Genomic DNA, 12,740 nt, shown 5'->3' with positions numbered 1-12,740 from the left:
GTGATGCAGCAACGCAGAACGGCGTTTCGGCCGTCCTGCGGTGGCTCAGGCTTCGAGCAGGATACGCAGCATGCGGCGCAGCGGTTCGGCGGCGCCCCACAGGAGCTGGTCGCCGACGGTGAAGGCGCCCACATAGTCCGGTCCCATCGCCAGCTTGCGGATGCGGCCGACAGGGATGCCCATGGTGCCGGTGACTGCCACCGGCGTGAGATCCTTCATGGTGGCTTCCCGCGTGTTCGGCACCACCTTGACCCATGCGTTGTCCGCGGCGATCAAGGCTTCGATGTCGGCGACCGGCACGTCCTTCTTCAGCTTGAAGGTCAGCGCCTGGCTGTGGCAGCGCATGGCGCCGACGCGCACGCAGAAGCCGTCGACCGGCGTCGCGGCCGTTCCGAAGGCGGCGCCCTGGCCCAGGATCTTGTTGGTCTCGGCGCCGGCCTTCCATTCTTCCTTGCTGATGCCGTCGCCGAGGTCCTTGTCGATCCACGGGATCAGGCTGCCGCCGAGCGGGACGCCGAAATTCGCCGTCTCGGCGGCACTCAGCGCCTGTTGCCGGCCGAGCACCTTGCGGTCGATCTCGAGGATCGCCGACTTCGGATCGTCCAGCAGCGCACGCACTTCGCTGTGGAGCGAGCCGAACTGCGTGAGCAGTTCGCGCATGTGCTGCGCGCCGCCGCCCGAGGCCGCCTGGTAGGTCATGCTGGTCATCCACTCGACCAGCCCGGCCTTGTAGAGAGCACCCACGCCCATCAGCATGCAGCTCACCGTGCAGTTGCCGCCGATCCAGTTCTTGCCGCCCTTGGCCAGCGCGTTCTGGATGACCGGGAGGTTGACCGGATCGAGCACGATGATCGCGTCGTCGTTCATGCGCAGCGTGGACGCCGCGTCGACCCAGTGGCCCTTCCACCCTGCGGCGCGCAGCCTGGGAAACACTTCGGTGGTGTAGTCGCCGCCCTGGGCGGTGACCACGATGTCGCACTTCCGGAGCGCCTCGATGTCGCGCGCATCCTGGAGTCGGGTCTCGTTCCTGGCCATCGCCGGGGCCTTGCCGCCGGCATTGGACGTTGAGAAGAAGACCGGCTCGATCAGTTCGAAGTCGCCTTCGGCCTGCATGCGATCCATCAGGACCGAGCCCACCATGCCGCGCCAGCCCACGAGGCCGACCAGAGGTTGATTTGCGTTCGCCATTTTCAGATTGCCCTTGTGAAAAAAGAAAGCTGTTTTCTCTTTGCGCCCGGCTCGTCAGAGCCGGGGAGGGGCGTGACGAATCGGGCTGTGGTTAGCCGGTAATCGCCGTTTTGGTGATCGAGGAAGACAGGGCCGCCACCACCGCGTCGCCCATTTCGCGGGTGCCGACCTTGGTGGTGCCTGCGGACCAGATGTCTGCCGTGCGCAGGCCTTTCGCGAGCACGTGCTTGACCGCCGACTCGATTCGGTCGGCGGCTTCGGGCTGGTTCAGGGAAAAGCGGAGCATCATGGCAGCGGACAGGATTGTAGCCAATGGATTGGCAACCCCTTTGCCGGCAATGTCGGGCGCGCTGCCGTGGCTCGGTTCGTAAAGGCCCTGGTTGCCCGCGTTGAGCGAGGCCGAGGGCAGCATGCCGATCGAGCCGGTCAGCATCGCGGCCTCGTCCGAGAGGATGTCGCCGAACATGTTGCCGGTGACAACCACGTCAAACTTCTTCGGCGCCTTGACCAGCTGCATCGCGGCGTTGTCCACGTACATGTGGTCGAGTTCGACGTCGGGATACTCCTTGCCGACCTCCGTGACCACGTCCTTCCAGAACTGGAAGGTCTCGAGCACGTTGGCCTTGTCGACGCTGGTCACGCGCTTGCTGCGCTTGCGCGCCGCCAGGAACGCGACGTGGGCGATGCGCTCGATCTCCGGACGCGAATAGCGCATCGTGTCGAAGGCTTCCTCGGCGCCCGGGAAATGGCCATCGACTGCGGTGCGGCGTCCGCGCGGCTGGCCGAAATAGATGTCGCCGGTCAGCTCGCGGATGATCAGGATGTCGAGTCCGGCGATGAGCTCGGGCTTCAGGCTGGACGCATCGACCAACTGCTCATAGCAGATGGCCGGGCGGAAGTTGGCGAATAGGCCGAGGTTCTTGCGCAGGCCGAGGATGGCCTGCTCGGGCCGCAGCGAGCGCTCCAGCTTGTCGTACTTCCAGTCGCCCACCGCGCCGAAGAGCACGGCGTCGGCTTCCTTGGCCAGCTTGAGCGTGGCGTCGGGCAGCGGATGCCCGTGCGCCTCGTAGGCCGCGCCGCCGACCGGCGCCGATTCCATTTCGAAGGAGAGATCGAGCACGTCGAGGACACGAATGGCCTCCGCGACGATTTCGGTGCCGATGCCGTCACCGGGAAGGACTGCGATTTTCATGAAGGTCTGTTCGGAAGTTGGAAAAGGATGGAGGTCAGGCGATCAGCTGGTGCGTGAGCCAGGGCTTCTGCGCCAGGCGTTCCGCCTCGAAGGCCTTGATCTTGTCCTTGTGGCGCAGCGTCAGGCCGATGTCGTCCAGGCCGTTGATCAGGCAGAACTTGCGGAAGGCCTGGACCTCGAAGGCCAGCTCGCTGCCATCGGGCTTGACGATCACCTGTCGCTCGAGATCGACGGTGAGGCTGTAGCCGGGAAAGGCAAGCGCCTCGTCGAACAACTGCGCCACCTGCGACTCGGCGAGCACGATCGGCAGCAGCCCGTTCTTGAAGCTGTTGTTGAAGAAGATGTCGGCATAGCTCGGCGCGATGATCGCGCGGAAGCCGTACTGGTCGAGCGCCCAGGGCGCGTGTTCGCGCGACGAGCCGCAGCCGAAGTTCTTGCGCGCGAGCAGCACCGAGGCGCCCGCATAGCGCGGCTGGTTCAGCACGAAGTCGGGGTTCGGCCGGCGTGACTTCGGGTCCTGGCCCGGCTCGCCCGGATCGAGGTAGCGCCAGGCGTCGAACAGATTGGGGCCGAAGCCGGTCTTGCGGATCGACTTCAGGAACTGCTTGGGGATGATGGCGTCGGTGTCGACGTTCTCGCGGTCCATTGGCGCCACGAGGCCCTTGTGCACGGTGAATTTCTGCATGGTGTTCTTGCTCCTCGGATCAGGCGAACTGGCGAACGTCGACGAAATGGCCGTGCACGGCGGCGGCGGCAGCCATGGCGGGGCTGACCAAGTGGGTGCGGCCACCCGCGCCTTGCCGGCCTTCGAAATTGCGGTTGCTGGTCGAGGCGCAGCGCTCCCCCGGCTCCAGCCGGTCGGCGTTCATCGCGAGGCACATCGAGCAACCCGGTTCGCGCCACTCGAAGCCCGCGGCCTTGAAGATCTGGTCGAGCCCTTCGCGCTCGGCCTGTTCCTTCACCTGGCCGGAGCCTGGGACGACCATCGCCAGCTTCACGTTCTTCGCGACCTTCTGGCCCAGTTTCTTGACCATCGCGGCGGCTTCGCGCATGTCCTCGATGCGGCTGTTGGTGCACGAGCCGATGAACACCTTGTCGATCAGGATGTCGTTCATCGGCTTGTTCGGCTCCAGGCCCATGTAGGTCAGCGCGCGCTCGATGGCACCGCGTTTGTTGGCGTCCTTCTCCTTGTCCGGATCCGGCACGTGGCCATCGACCGGCACGACCATCTCGGGCGAGGTGCCCCAGGTCACCTGCGGCTTGACCTGCGCCGCATCGAGTTCGACCACGGCGTCGAAATGCGCGTTCGGGTCCGACTGCAGCGTCTTCCAGTAGGCGACCGCCTGATCCCACTCGACGCCGGTCGGCGCGAGCGCGCGGCCCTTGACGTAGGCGATGGTCTTCTCGTCCACCGCCACCAGCCCGGCCCGCGCACCGGCCTCGATCGCCATGTTGCACACGGTCATGCGGCCTTCCATGCTGAGGTTGCGGATCGCGGCGCCGGCGAACTCGATCGTGTAGCCGGTGCCGCCGGCGGTGCCGATCCTGCCGATGATGGCCAGCACGATGTCCTTGGCGGTACAGCCCGGGGCCAGCTTGCCTTCGACCTTGACGAGCAGGTTCTTGGCCTTCTTGGCCAGCAGGGTCTGCGTCGCCATCACGTGCTCGACCTCGCTGGTGCCGATGCCGTGCGCGAGCGCGCCGAAGGCACCGTGCGTCGAGGTGTGCGAGTCGCCGCAGACCACTGTCATGCCGGGCAGCGTCGCGCCCGATTCCGGTCCGATCACATGCACGATGCCCTGCCGCTTGCTCAGGAAGGGGAAGAAGGCGGCGGCGCCGAATTCCTTGATGTTGCTGTCCAGCGTGGTGATCTGTTCCTTGCTGATCGGGTCGGCGATGCCGTCGTAGCCGAGCTCCCAATGCGTGGTCGGCGTGTTGTGGTCGGCCGTGGCGACCACCGAGCTGATGCGCCACAGCTTGCGGCCGGCTTCCCGCAGCCCTTCGAAGGCTTGCGGGCTGGTCACCTCGTGCACCAGATGCCGGTCGATGTAGAGGATCGCGGTGCCGTCTTCCTCGGTGTGGACGACGTGCTCGTCCCAGAGTTTGTCGTAGAGCGTGCGTGCCATGGTGGTCTCTTTCGTGGGAAATGGGATTGTCTTCAAGCGGCGAGCTGCTCGCTCGCCGGCGCGGATGCATGGAGGTGCTTGACGAGCATGCGCGCGGCGACCGGCAGCGTCGAGAAGTCGCGCGCGACCAGCCGGATTTCGCGTGCAGCCCAGGGGTCGTCGAGCGCGACGCTCGCCAGGCCGCGGCCGATGCCGCCCTGCATGAGCTCGAAGGCGCGCAGCGGCATCACGCCCAGGCCCAGGCCGTTGTCGATCATGCGGCACATGGCGTCGAGCCCGGTCACGTGGATGCGCAGCTTGATGGTGCGGTCGGCGGCCAGGGCGGCCTGGTGCATCGCCACGTAGATCGAGCTGTTGGTATGCAGGCCGACGTGGTCGGCGTCCAGCGAATCGACGAAATCGATCGAGCGGCATGCCGCCAGCGGATGGTCCGCGGGCACGACCAGCACCAGCGCGTCGCGACGGTAGAGCAGGCTCTGCAACTCGCTCGTGCCTTCCGGCAGGTGGCAGATGCCGAGGTCGGCCGCGCCTTCGTGCACGGCGCGCACCACCTCGCTGCTCAGGTGTTCCTCGAGGTCGATCTTGATGCCGTCGTGCGCGCGCGTGAAGGCACCGAGGTCTTCCGGCAGGAACTGCACGATGGCGGAGATGTTCGCGTGCACGCGCACATGGCCGCGCACGCCGTCGGCGTATTCGCTGAGTTCGCCCTGCATCTTCTCGAGGCTGTAGAGCACCGAGCGCGCGTGATGCAGCAGGCTCTCGCCGGCCGGCGTCAGATCGACGCCGCGCGCATGCCGGTACAGAAGGGGCGTGCCCAGGGTGGCTTCCAGGTCGGACAGCCGCTTGCTGATCGCCGACGCGGCAATGAACTCGCGTTCCGCCGCGCGCCCGATGCTGCCGAGTTCGCACACGGCCACGAACAGCTGCAGCGACGTGAGGTCGATGCGGCGGGCGAAACTGCGCTCGGAGGAAATCATGGGCGGCGTTGACATCTCGTATGGAGATGGAGGTGTGTATTTTCTATTGGTTTTTCCCGCAATGACATCGCGATCCGCGATGACCTTGATGCCGGTGCGCGATGAGCCAGGCGAAAAAAAGCGGACCGCAGTCCGCTTTTTTGATGCGCGACGCGACTTTCAGCGCGCGGCGATAGGCTTGACCTCGCGCTTGGGCGAGCCTTCGAAGAGCTGGCGCGGACGTCCGATCTTGTAGTCGGGATCGCCGATCATCTCGTTGAGCTGCGCGATCCAGCCGACCGTGCGCGCGAGCGCGAAGACCGCGGTGAACAGCGGCACCGGGATGCCGATCGCGCGCTGCACGATGCCGGAATAGAAGTCGACGTTCGGGTAGAGCTTGCGCGACACGAAGTACTCGTCTTCCAGCGCGATCTTCTCGAGCGCCATCGCAAGCTTGAACAGCGGATCGTTCTCCAGGCCGAGTTCGCCCAGCACTTCCTTGCAGGTCTCCTGCATCAGCTTGGCGCGCGGGTCGTAGTTCTTGTAGACCCGGTGCCCGAAGCCCATCAGCTTGACGTTCGAATTCTTGTCCTTGACCTGCTTGATGAACTCGCCGATCTTCTCGACGCCGCCGGCCTTCTGGATGTCGTAGAGCATGTTGAGCGCCGCCTCGTTGGCGCCGCCGTGGGCCGGGCCCCAGAGGCAGGCCACGCCCGCAGCGATCGCGGCGAAGGGATTGGTGCCCGACGAACCGCACAGGCGCACGGTCGAGGTCGACGCGTTCTGCTCGTGGTCGGCATGCAGGATGAAGATCCGGTCGAGCGCGCGCTCGAGCACCGGGCTCACGGTGTACGTCTCGCAGGGCGTGGCGAACATCATGTGCAGGAAGTTGCCCGCGTAGCTCAGGTCGTTCTTCGGGTACATGTAGGGCTGGCCCACGGTGTACTTGTAGGCCATGGCGACCAGCGTCGGCATCTTCGCGATCAGGCGGATGGCCGCGATCTCGCGGTGCTTCGGATTGTTGATGTCGGTGCTGTCGTGATAGAAGGCCGACAGCGCGCCGACCAGGCCGGTCATGATGGCCATCGGATGCGCGTCGCGGCGGAAACCCCGCAGGAAGAACTGCATCTGCTCGTTGACCATCGTGTGGTTCGTGACGAGCTTGGTGAAGTCGGCCTTCTTGGCCGTGTCGGGCAGCTCGCCGTACAGCAGCAGGTGGCAGGTCTCCATGAAGTCGCAACTGGTGGCCAATTGCTCGATGGGGTAGCCGCGATAGAGCAGCTCACCCTTGTCGCCATCGATGTAGGTGATGGCCGATTCGCAAGACGCGGTCGACATGAAACCCGGGTCGTAGGTGAACATGCCGGTCTGAGCGTAGAGCTTTCGGATGTCGATCACGTCGGGGCCCATCGTGCCCTTGTAGATCGGCAGCTCGATGCTCTGACCGCCGTTGCTGAACGACAGATTGGCCTTGGTCTCGGAAGCTTTCATTTCGGGTCTTTCAAAGAATTGTTCAGGAAGATAGGGATTGCGCGCCGTCGGTACGCATCAGCTGCAACAGTTCCGCCACTTCGGCACCGGCCCATCCGGGCACGGGCTCCTTCCTGCGCAGCAGAAGGTCCAGCAGATCGTTGTCCGACAGATCCATCAATGTCTCCAGTGCCTGCGCCTGCCCGCAGGTCAGGCTTGCCTCGTGCCGTTCGAAAAAGCGGGCAATGAACAGGTCGTTCTCCAGCAGGCCGCGGCGGCAACGCCACTTCAGCTTGCTCAACGCACGCACGCCGATCAGCTCCCCGGCCGCCGCGTCGGGAGGCCGGGAATTGCTGCCGGTGTCGTTCGTGGAATCCATGGTCCTAGATGGCGCGACGCACCATCAGCTCCTTGATCTTCCCGATCGCCTTGGTCGGGTTCAGGTTCTTCGGGCACACGTCGACGCAGTTCATGATCGTGTGGCAGCGGAACAGGCGGTACGGGTCCTCGAGATTGTCCAGGCGCTCGGCAGTGGCTTCGTCGCGGCTGTCGGCGATGAAGCGGTAGGCCTGCAGCAGGCCCGCGGGGCCGACGAACTTGTCGGGATTCCACCAGAAGCTCGGGCAGCTCGTCGAGCAGCTCGCGCACAGGATGCATTCGTAGAGGCCGTTGAGCTCTTCGCGCTCCTCGGGCGACTGCAGGCGCTCCTTCTCGGGCGGCACCGTGTCGTTCTGCAGGTAGGGCTTGATCGAGTCGTACTGCTTGAAGAACTGCGTCATGTCCACGATCAGGTCGCGGATCACGGGCAGCCCGGGCAGCGGCTTGAGCACCACCGTGCCCTTGAGCGTGTTCATGTTGGTCAGGCAGGCGAGGCCGTTCTTGCCGTTGATGTTCATCGCGTCCGAGCCGCAGACGCCTTCGCGGCAGGAGCGGCGGAACGACAGCGACGGATCCTGCGCCTTGAGCTTCATCAGGGCGTCCAGCAGCATGCGCTCATGGCCGTCGAGTTCGATCTCGATGGTCTGCATGTAGGGCTTGGCGTCCTTGTCCGGATCGTAGCGGTAGATTTGGAATGTGCGCTTCATCGTGAGGGCCTTGTTGCGTGTCTCGTGGGTTAGAAGGTGCGGACCTTGGGCGGGACCGAATCGACCGTCAGCGGCTTCATGCGGACCGGCTTGTACGAGAGGCGGTTGCCTTCGCGATACCAGAGCGTGTGCTTCATCCAGTTGGCGTCGTCGCGGCCCAGCGGCGCGACCGGATCGTCGGCCGGGCGCTCGTAGTCCTCGACCGTGTGGGCGCCGCGGCATTCCTTGCGGGCGGCGGCCGAGACCATGGTGGCCTGCGCCACCTCGATCAGGTTGTCGACTTCCAGCGCCTCGATGCGCGCGGTGTTGAAGACGCGCGACTTGTCCTTCAGCGTGACGCCAGCGACGCGCTCGCGCACGGCCGCGATCTTGCGCACACCTTCATCCATCGAATCCTGCTTGCGGAACACTGCGGCGTGCTGCTGCATGACGGCACGGATCTCGGCGGCCACGTCCTGCGCGTACTCGCCGGAGGTCGAGGCCTCGAGCTGGTTCAGGCGTTCGAGCGTGCGGTCGGCGGCGCCGGCCGGCAGCGCCTTGTGTTCCTTCAGCTTGTCGTTGAATTCGACGATGTGGTTGCCGGCCGCGCGGCCGAACACCAGCAGGTCGAGCAGCGAGTTGGTGCCCAGGCGGTTCGCGCCGTGCACGCTCACGCAGGAGCATTCGCCGACCGCGTACAGGCCGTTGACCACGGCGCTGTTGTCGTCACCCTTCTGGATCACCACCTGGCCGTGGATGTTGGTCGGGATGCCGCCCATCTGGTAGTGGATGGTCGGCACGACCGGGATCGGTTCCTTGGTGATGTCGACGTTGGCGAAGTTGATGCCGATCTCGTAGACCGAGGGCAGCCGCTTGTGGATCGTCTCGGCGCCCAGATGGTCCATCTTGAGCAGCACGTAGTCCTTGTTCGGCCCGCAGCCGCGGCCTTCCTTGATTTCCTGGTCCATCGAGCGCGAGACGAAGTCGCGCGGCGCCAGGTCCTTCAGGGTCGGTGCGTAGCGCTCCATGAAGCGCTCGCCGTTGCTGTTGATCAGGATCGCGCCTTCGCCGCGGCAGCCTTCGGTCAGCAGCACGCCGGCGCCGGCGACGCCGGTCGGGTGGAACTGCCAGAACTCCATGTCCTGCAGCGGGATGCCCGAGCGGGCCGCCATGCCGAGGCCATCGCCGGTATTGATGAAGGCATTGGTCGACGCGCCGAAGATTCGGCCTGCGCCACCGGTCGCCAGCAACACCGTCTTGGCCTGCAGGATGTGCAGGTCGCCGGTTTCCATTTCGAGTGCGGTCACGCCGACCACGTCGCCGTCGGCGTCGCGGATCAGGTCGAGTGCCATCCATTCGACGAAGAACTGCGTGCGGGCCTCGACGTTCTTCTGGTAGAGCGTATGCAGCATCGCATGGCCGGTGCGGTCGGCCGCCGCGCAGGCGCGCTGCACGGGCTTCTCGCCATAGTTGGCCGTATGGCCGCCGAACGGCCGCTGGTAGATCGTGCCGTCCGGATTGCGGTCGAAGGGCATGCCGAAATGCTCGAGCTCGTACACCACCTTCGGCGCTTCGCGGCACATGTATTCGATCGCGTCCTGGTCGCCGAGCCAGTCGGAGCCCTTGATCGTGTCGTAGAAGTGATAGTGCCAGTTGTCCTCGCTCATGTTGCCGAGCGAGGCACCGACGCCGCCTTGCGCTGCCACGGTGTGCGAGCGGGTGGGAAACACTTTCGAGAGCACGGCCACGTTGAGGCCGGCGCGCGCCAGCTGCAGCGAGGCACGCATGCCCGAGCCGCCGGCGCCGATGATGACGACGTCGAACTTGCGCTTGGTGATTTGTTCTTTGGTATAGGTCATGGGGGTCACACTCTCCAGAGCACTTGAATGGCCCAACCCGCGCATGCCACAAGCCAGACGATCGTGAAAACTTGGGCAACCAGGCGGATGCCGACCGGCTGGACGTAGTCCATCCAGACGTCGCGCATGCCGACCCAGACGTGATAGAGCAGCGAGGCGATCACCACGAAGGTCAGCACCTTCATCCATTGCGCGGCGAAGATGCCGGCCCAGAGGTCGTAGCCGATCGGCCCGCGCGTGAACAGCACCTGGGCCAGCAGCACGATGGTGAAAAGCGCCATCAGGCTGGCCGTGATGCGCTGGCTGAGCCAGTCGCGCAAACCGTAATGTGCGCCGACGACGATGCGCTTGGAGCCGTAATTCACAGACATTGCGTGCTCCTTCTCAGTAGATGCCGAACAGCTTGGCGCCGAGGACGATCGTCAGCAGGATGCTCAGCGCCAGCGTCGCGAGCGCCGAGCTCTTGCCGAATTCCTTGTTCACCGCGGCATGGCTCACGTCCATCCACAGATGGCGCAGCCCGGCGATGAAGTGATGAAGGTACGCCCAGATCAATGCCAGCGCCACCAGCTTCAGGAACCAGCCCGGAACGAAACCAAGGCCGCTGTTGAAGGCGGCCTTGAAGCGGGCAAACGAGATCTCGGAAGACACGGACGCGTCGAACATCCAGATGATGAAAGGCAGCAGCAGGAACATCAGCACGCCGCTCACACGGTGAAGGATCGACACGATGCCGGCCGGCGGCAGCCGGTAGGTCGTCAGATCGGTGAAGGCGTTGATGTTGCGAAACTCGCGCCGTGGTGGTCGGGGAGGTGTGGCCAGCTCTGTCATTGGGGGCTTTCGGTTTTTTCGAGGGGCGGCTTGTTCTTTGGCAGAAATGCAAACAACGAAAAATTGTATTGCAATGCACCATCCGGCTGCGCGAGCCTGCCCAGTCACCACACCGCCACTGTCGGATGCTCGGCTTAGCCGAGGTCGTTTTTGTAGTGGTGCGTGTCGGTGCGATAGAGGCCGCGCCGCAGCTCCATCGGCGTGTCGTGATAGGTATGCGCCACGCGCTCCACGCTCAGCAGCGGCGTCGTTGTCTCGATGCGAAGCAGCGCGGCCTGCGCCGCGTCGGGCAGCACGGCGCGGATCTTTTCCTCGGCGCGCACCATGCGCACGCCGAACTCGGTTTCGAACAGCGCATACATCGGGCCGTGCCAGGCGTTCAGCCGCTCCGCAGTCAACCCCTTGAAGGCCACGCCGGGCAGCCAGAGATCCTCCAGGATGGTCGGCGTGCCACGGTAGGCGAGCACGCGCCGCACCTGCAGCACGGCGTCGCCGGTGCGAAGCGCCAGCGCGCGCGCGATGTCGGCGCTGGCGCGCTGGCGGCGGCAATCGACGATCTCGCGATCGGCCGGTCCCTCGCTGTCGACATCGCCGCTGTCGGGTACCAGCTTCAGGAAGCGGTATTGGACATGCTGTTCGGTATGCGTCGCGACAAAAGTGCCCCGGCCCTGGCGGCGCACCACGAGGTTCTCGGCCGCCAGCTCGTCGATCGCCTTGCGCACGGTGCCCTGGCTGACGTGGAAGCGCGCGGCCAGATCGATTTCGCTCGGGATCGGCTCGCCCGGCTTCCACTCGCCGGCGTGCAGGCTCTGCAGGATCAGTGCCTTGATCTGCAGGTAGAGCGGGCTGAACGACGGCGTTGCGAGTTCGGCCATCAGGAGCGGGAGGTGGTCATATCGGCTGAATCTTATATAAGACATAAGACAAGCGCCATCGAAACCGCAAATCGGCATAAAATCGCAGACGGCCACAGGCCAGGGTTCGCCCGGGCGTCGCTGCCCGGTTCGACGCAGCGGCCGCGCTCTCGCGGTTGCGCACCGTTTTCATCATTTCCTGGAGTTATCCCATGAGCAAGAAGCCCGTTCGCGTTGCCGTCACTGGTGCCGCCGGCCAAATCGGTTATGCCCTGTTGTTCCGCATCGCTTCGGGCGAAATGCTCGGCAAGGACCAGCCGGTCATCCTGCAACTGCTCGAGATCCCGGACGAGAAGGCCCAGAAGGCGCTCAAGGGCGTGATCATGGAGCTCGAGGACTGCGCCTTCCCGCTGCTGGCCGGCGTGATCCCCACCGGCGACCCGATGGTCGCCTTCAAGGATGCCGACTACGCGTTGCTGGTCGGCGCCCGTCCGCGCGGCCCCGGCATGGAGCGTGCCGACCTGCTGGCCGCCAACGCCCAGATCTTCACCGCGCAGGGCAAGGCTCTCGACAAGGTGGCCAGCCGCAACGTCAAGGTGCTGGTGGTCGGCAACCCGGCCAACACCAACGCGTACATCGCGATGAAGAGCGCGCCCAGCCTGCCGCGCAAGAACTTCACCGCCATGCTGCGTCTCGACCACAACCGCGCCGCCAGCCAGATCGCCGCCAAGACCGGCACCGCCGTGGGCGACATCGAGAAGCTCACCGTCTGGGGCAACCACTCGCCGACCATGTACGCCGACTACCGCTTCGCCACCGTCGGCGGCAAGCAGGTCAAGGACCTGATCAACGACCAGGTCTGGAACGCCGACGTGTTCCTGCCCACCGTGGGCAAGCGCGGCGCTGCGATCATCGATGCGCGCGGTCTCTCGTCCGCGGCGTCGGCCGCCAACGCTGCCATCGACCACATGCACGACTGGGCGCTCGGCACCAACGGCAAGTGGGTCACGATGGGCATTCCGTCGGATGGCCAGTACGGCATCCCCAAGGACGTGATCTTCGGCTTCCCGGTCACCACCGAGAACGGCGAATACAAGCTGGTCGAAGGCCTCGAGATCGACGCCTTCAGCCAGGAGCGCATCAACAAGACGCTGAAAGAGCTGCAGGACGAACAGGCCGGCGTCGCCCACCTGCTCTGAG

The 12,740-nt window shown here is 65.1% G+C and carries 13 protein-coding genes; 1 reads left to right on the top strand and 12 read right to left on the bottom strand.

The window, feature by feature from the left end:
- Nucleotides 1-45: 45 nt before the first annotated feature.
- From asd to WDLP6_RS19770, 12 genes are all read right to left on the bottom strand, one after another.
- Entirely contained in the window at nucleotides 46-1,188 is a 1,143-nt protein-coding gene (gene asd / locus WDLP6_RS19825; RefSeq protein WP_162593730.1) for an aspartate-semialdehyde dehydrogenase, read from the bottom strand.
- A gap of 91 nt (nucleotides 1,189-1,279) precedes the next feature.
- Nucleotides 1,280-2,380 carry a 3-isopropylmalate dehydrogenase gene (gene leuB / locus WDLP6_RS19820; RefSeq protein WP_162593729.1) on the bottom strand — a complete coding sequence of 367 codons (1,101 nt, stop codon included), beginning with the start codon at nucleotides 2,378-2,380 and terminating at the stop codon, nucleotides 1,280-1,282.
- A 34-nt stretch (nucleotides 2,381-2,414) separates the two neighbouring features.
- Nucleotides 2,415-3,065: a 3-isopropylmalate dehydratase small subunit gene (leuD, locus tag WDLP6_RS19815; RefSeq protein WP_162568845.1), complete on the bottom strand. Its 651-nt coding sequence runs from the start codon at nucleotides 3,063-3,065 to the stop codon at nucleotides 2,415-2,417.
- 19 nt (nucleotides 3,066-3,084) lie between these two features.
- Entirely contained in the window at nucleotides 3,085-4,506 is a 1,422-nt protein-coding gene (leuC, locus tag WDLP6_RS19810) for a 3-isopropylmalate dehydratase large subunit (RefSeq protein ID WP_162593728.1), read from the bottom strand.
- A gap of 32 nt (nucleotides 4,507-4,538) precedes the next feature.
- Nucleotides 4,539-5,483 (bottom strand): LysR substrate-binding domain-containing protein, encoded by a 945-nt coding sequence (locus tag WDLP6_RS19805; RefSeq protein WP_162595169.1) that lies wholly within the window; start codon nucleotides 5,481-5,483, stop codon nucleotides 4,539-4,541.
- 159 nt (nucleotides 5,484-5,642) lie between these two features.
- Nucleotides 5,643-6,953, bottom strand: coding sequence for a citrate synthase (gene gltA, locus WDLP6_RS19800; RefSeq protein ID WP_162568843.1), 1,311 nt, complete (start codon nucleotides 6,951-6,953; stop codon nucleotides 5,643-5,645).
- A 22-nt stretch (nucleotides 6,954-6,975) separates the two neighbouring features.
- Entirely contained in the window at nucleotides 6,976-7,311 is a 336-nt protein-coding gene (locus WDLP6_RS19795) for an FAD assembly factor SdhE (RefSeq protein WP_162568842.1), read from the bottom strand.
- A 4-nt stretch (nucleotides 7,312-7,315) separates the two neighbouring features.
- Entirely contained in the window at nucleotides 7,316-8,017 is a 702-nt protein-coding gene (locus WDLP6_RS19790; RefSeq protein WP_162568841.1) for a succinate dehydrogenase iron-sulfur subunit, read from the bottom strand.
- 29 nt (nucleotides 8,018-8,046) lie between these two features.
- The gene (gene sdhA, locus WDLP6_RS19785; protein ID WP_162593727.1) at nucleotides 8,047-9,855 is read right to left on the bottom strand and encodes a succinate dehydrogenase flavoprotein subunit; all 1,809 of its coding nucleotides are present in this window, start codon (nucleotides 9,853-9,855) and stop codon (nucleotides 8,047-8,049) included.
- A 5-nt stretch (nucleotides 9,856-9,860) separates the two neighbouring features.
- Nucleotides 9,861-10,226, bottom strand: coding sequence for a succinate dehydrogenase, hydrophobic membrane anchor protein (gene sdhD, locus WDLP6_RS19780; RefSeq protein ID WP_162593726.1), 366 nt, complete (start codon nucleotides 10,224-10,226; stop codon nucleotides 9,861-9,863).
- A 13-nt stretch (nucleotides 10,227-10,239) separates the two neighbouring features.
- Nucleotides 10,240-10,686 carry a succinate dehydrogenase, cytochrome b556 subunit gene (gene sdhC, locus WDLP6_RS19775; protein WP_162568838.1) on the bottom strand — a complete coding sequence of 149 codons (447 nt, stop codon included), beginning with the start codon at nucleotides 10,684-10,686 and terminating at the stop codon, nucleotides 10,240-10,242.
- A gap of 134 nt (nucleotides 10,687-10,820) precedes the next feature.
- The gene (locus WDLP6_RS19770) at nucleotides 10,821-11,561 is read right to left on the bottom strand and encodes a GntR family transcriptional regulator (RefSeq protein ID WP_232077142.1); all 741 of its coding nucleotides are present in this window, start codon (nucleotides 11,559-11,561) and stop codon (nucleotides 10,821-10,823) included.
- 191 nt (nucleotides 11,562-11,752) lie between these two features.
- Between WDLP6_RS19770 and WDLP6_RS19765 the strand changes: the two genes are divergently transcribed.
- Complete coding sequence (locus WDLP6_RS19765) at nucleotides 11,753-12,739, top strand: malate dehydrogenase (protein WP_162593724.1); 987 nt, start codon at nucleotides 11,753-11,755, stop codon at nucleotides 12,737-12,739.
- Nucleotide 12,740: the final 1 nt, after the last annotated feature.

It is taken from the genome of Variovorax sp. PBL-E5, from assembly GCF_901827185.1.
Classification (GTDB): domain Bacteria; phylum Pseudomonadota; class Gammaproteobacteria; order Burkholderiales; family Burkholderiaceae_C; genus Variovorax.
The sequence above is the reverse complement of the archived record's forward strand: the minus strand, read 5'-3'. Positions and strand labels throughout refer to the sequence as shown.

Excerpts from the sequence above, each read along its gene's own strand:
- asd (WP_162593730.1), bottom strand. The coding sequence starts at position 1,188 with ATGGCGAACGCAAATCAACCTCTGGTCGGCCTCGTGGGCTGGCGCGGC.
- leuB (WP_162593729.1), bottom strand. The coding sequence starts at position 2,380 with ATGAAAATCGCAGTCCTTCCCGGTGACGGCATCGGCACCGAAATCGTC.
- leuD (WP_162568845.1), bottom strand. The coding sequence starts at position 3,065 with ATGCAGAAATTCACCGTGCACAAGGGCCTCGTGGCGCCAATGGACCGC.
- leuC (WP_162593728.1), bottom strand. The coding sequence starts at position 4,506 with ATGGCACGCACGCTCTACGACAAACTCTGGGACGAGCACGTCGTCCAC.
- WDLP6_RS19805 (WP_162595169.1), bottom strand. The coding sequence starts at position 5,483 with ATGATTTCCTCCGAGCGCAGTTTCGCCCGCCGCATCGACCTCACGTCG.
- gltA (WP_162568843.1), bottom strand. The coding sequence starts at position 6,953 with ATGAAAGCTTCCGAGACCAAGGCCAATCTGTCGTTCAGCAACGGCGGT.
- WDLP6_RS19795 (WP_162568842.1), bottom strand. The coding sequence starts at position 7,311 with ATGGATTCCACGAACGACACCGGCAGCAATTCCCGGCCTCCCGACGCG.
- WDLP6_RS19790 (WP_162568841.1), bottom strand. The coding sequence starts at position 8,017 with ATGAAGCGCACATTCCAAATCTACCGCTACGATCCGGACAAGGACGCC.
- sdhA (WP_162593727.1), bottom strand. The coding sequence starts at position 9,855 with ATGACCTATACCAAAGAACAAATCACCAAGCGCAAGTTCGACGTCGTC.
- sdhD (WP_162593726.1), bottom strand. The coding sequence starts at position 10,226 with ATGTCTGTGAATTACGGCTCCAAGCGCATCGTCGTCGGCGCACATTAC.
- sdhC (WP_162568838.1), bottom strand. The coding sequence starts at position 10,686 with ATGACAGAGCTGGCCACACCTCCCCGACCACCACGGCGCGAGTTTCGC.
- WDLP6_RS19770 (WP_232077142.1), bottom strand. The coding sequence starts at position 11,561 with ATGGCCGAACTCGCAACGCCGTCGTTCAGCCCGCTCTACCTGCAGATC.
- WDLP6_RS19765 (WP_162593724.1), top strand. The coding sequence starts at position 11,753 with ATGAGCAAGAAGCCCGTTCGCGTTGCCGTCACTGGTGCCGCCGGCCAA.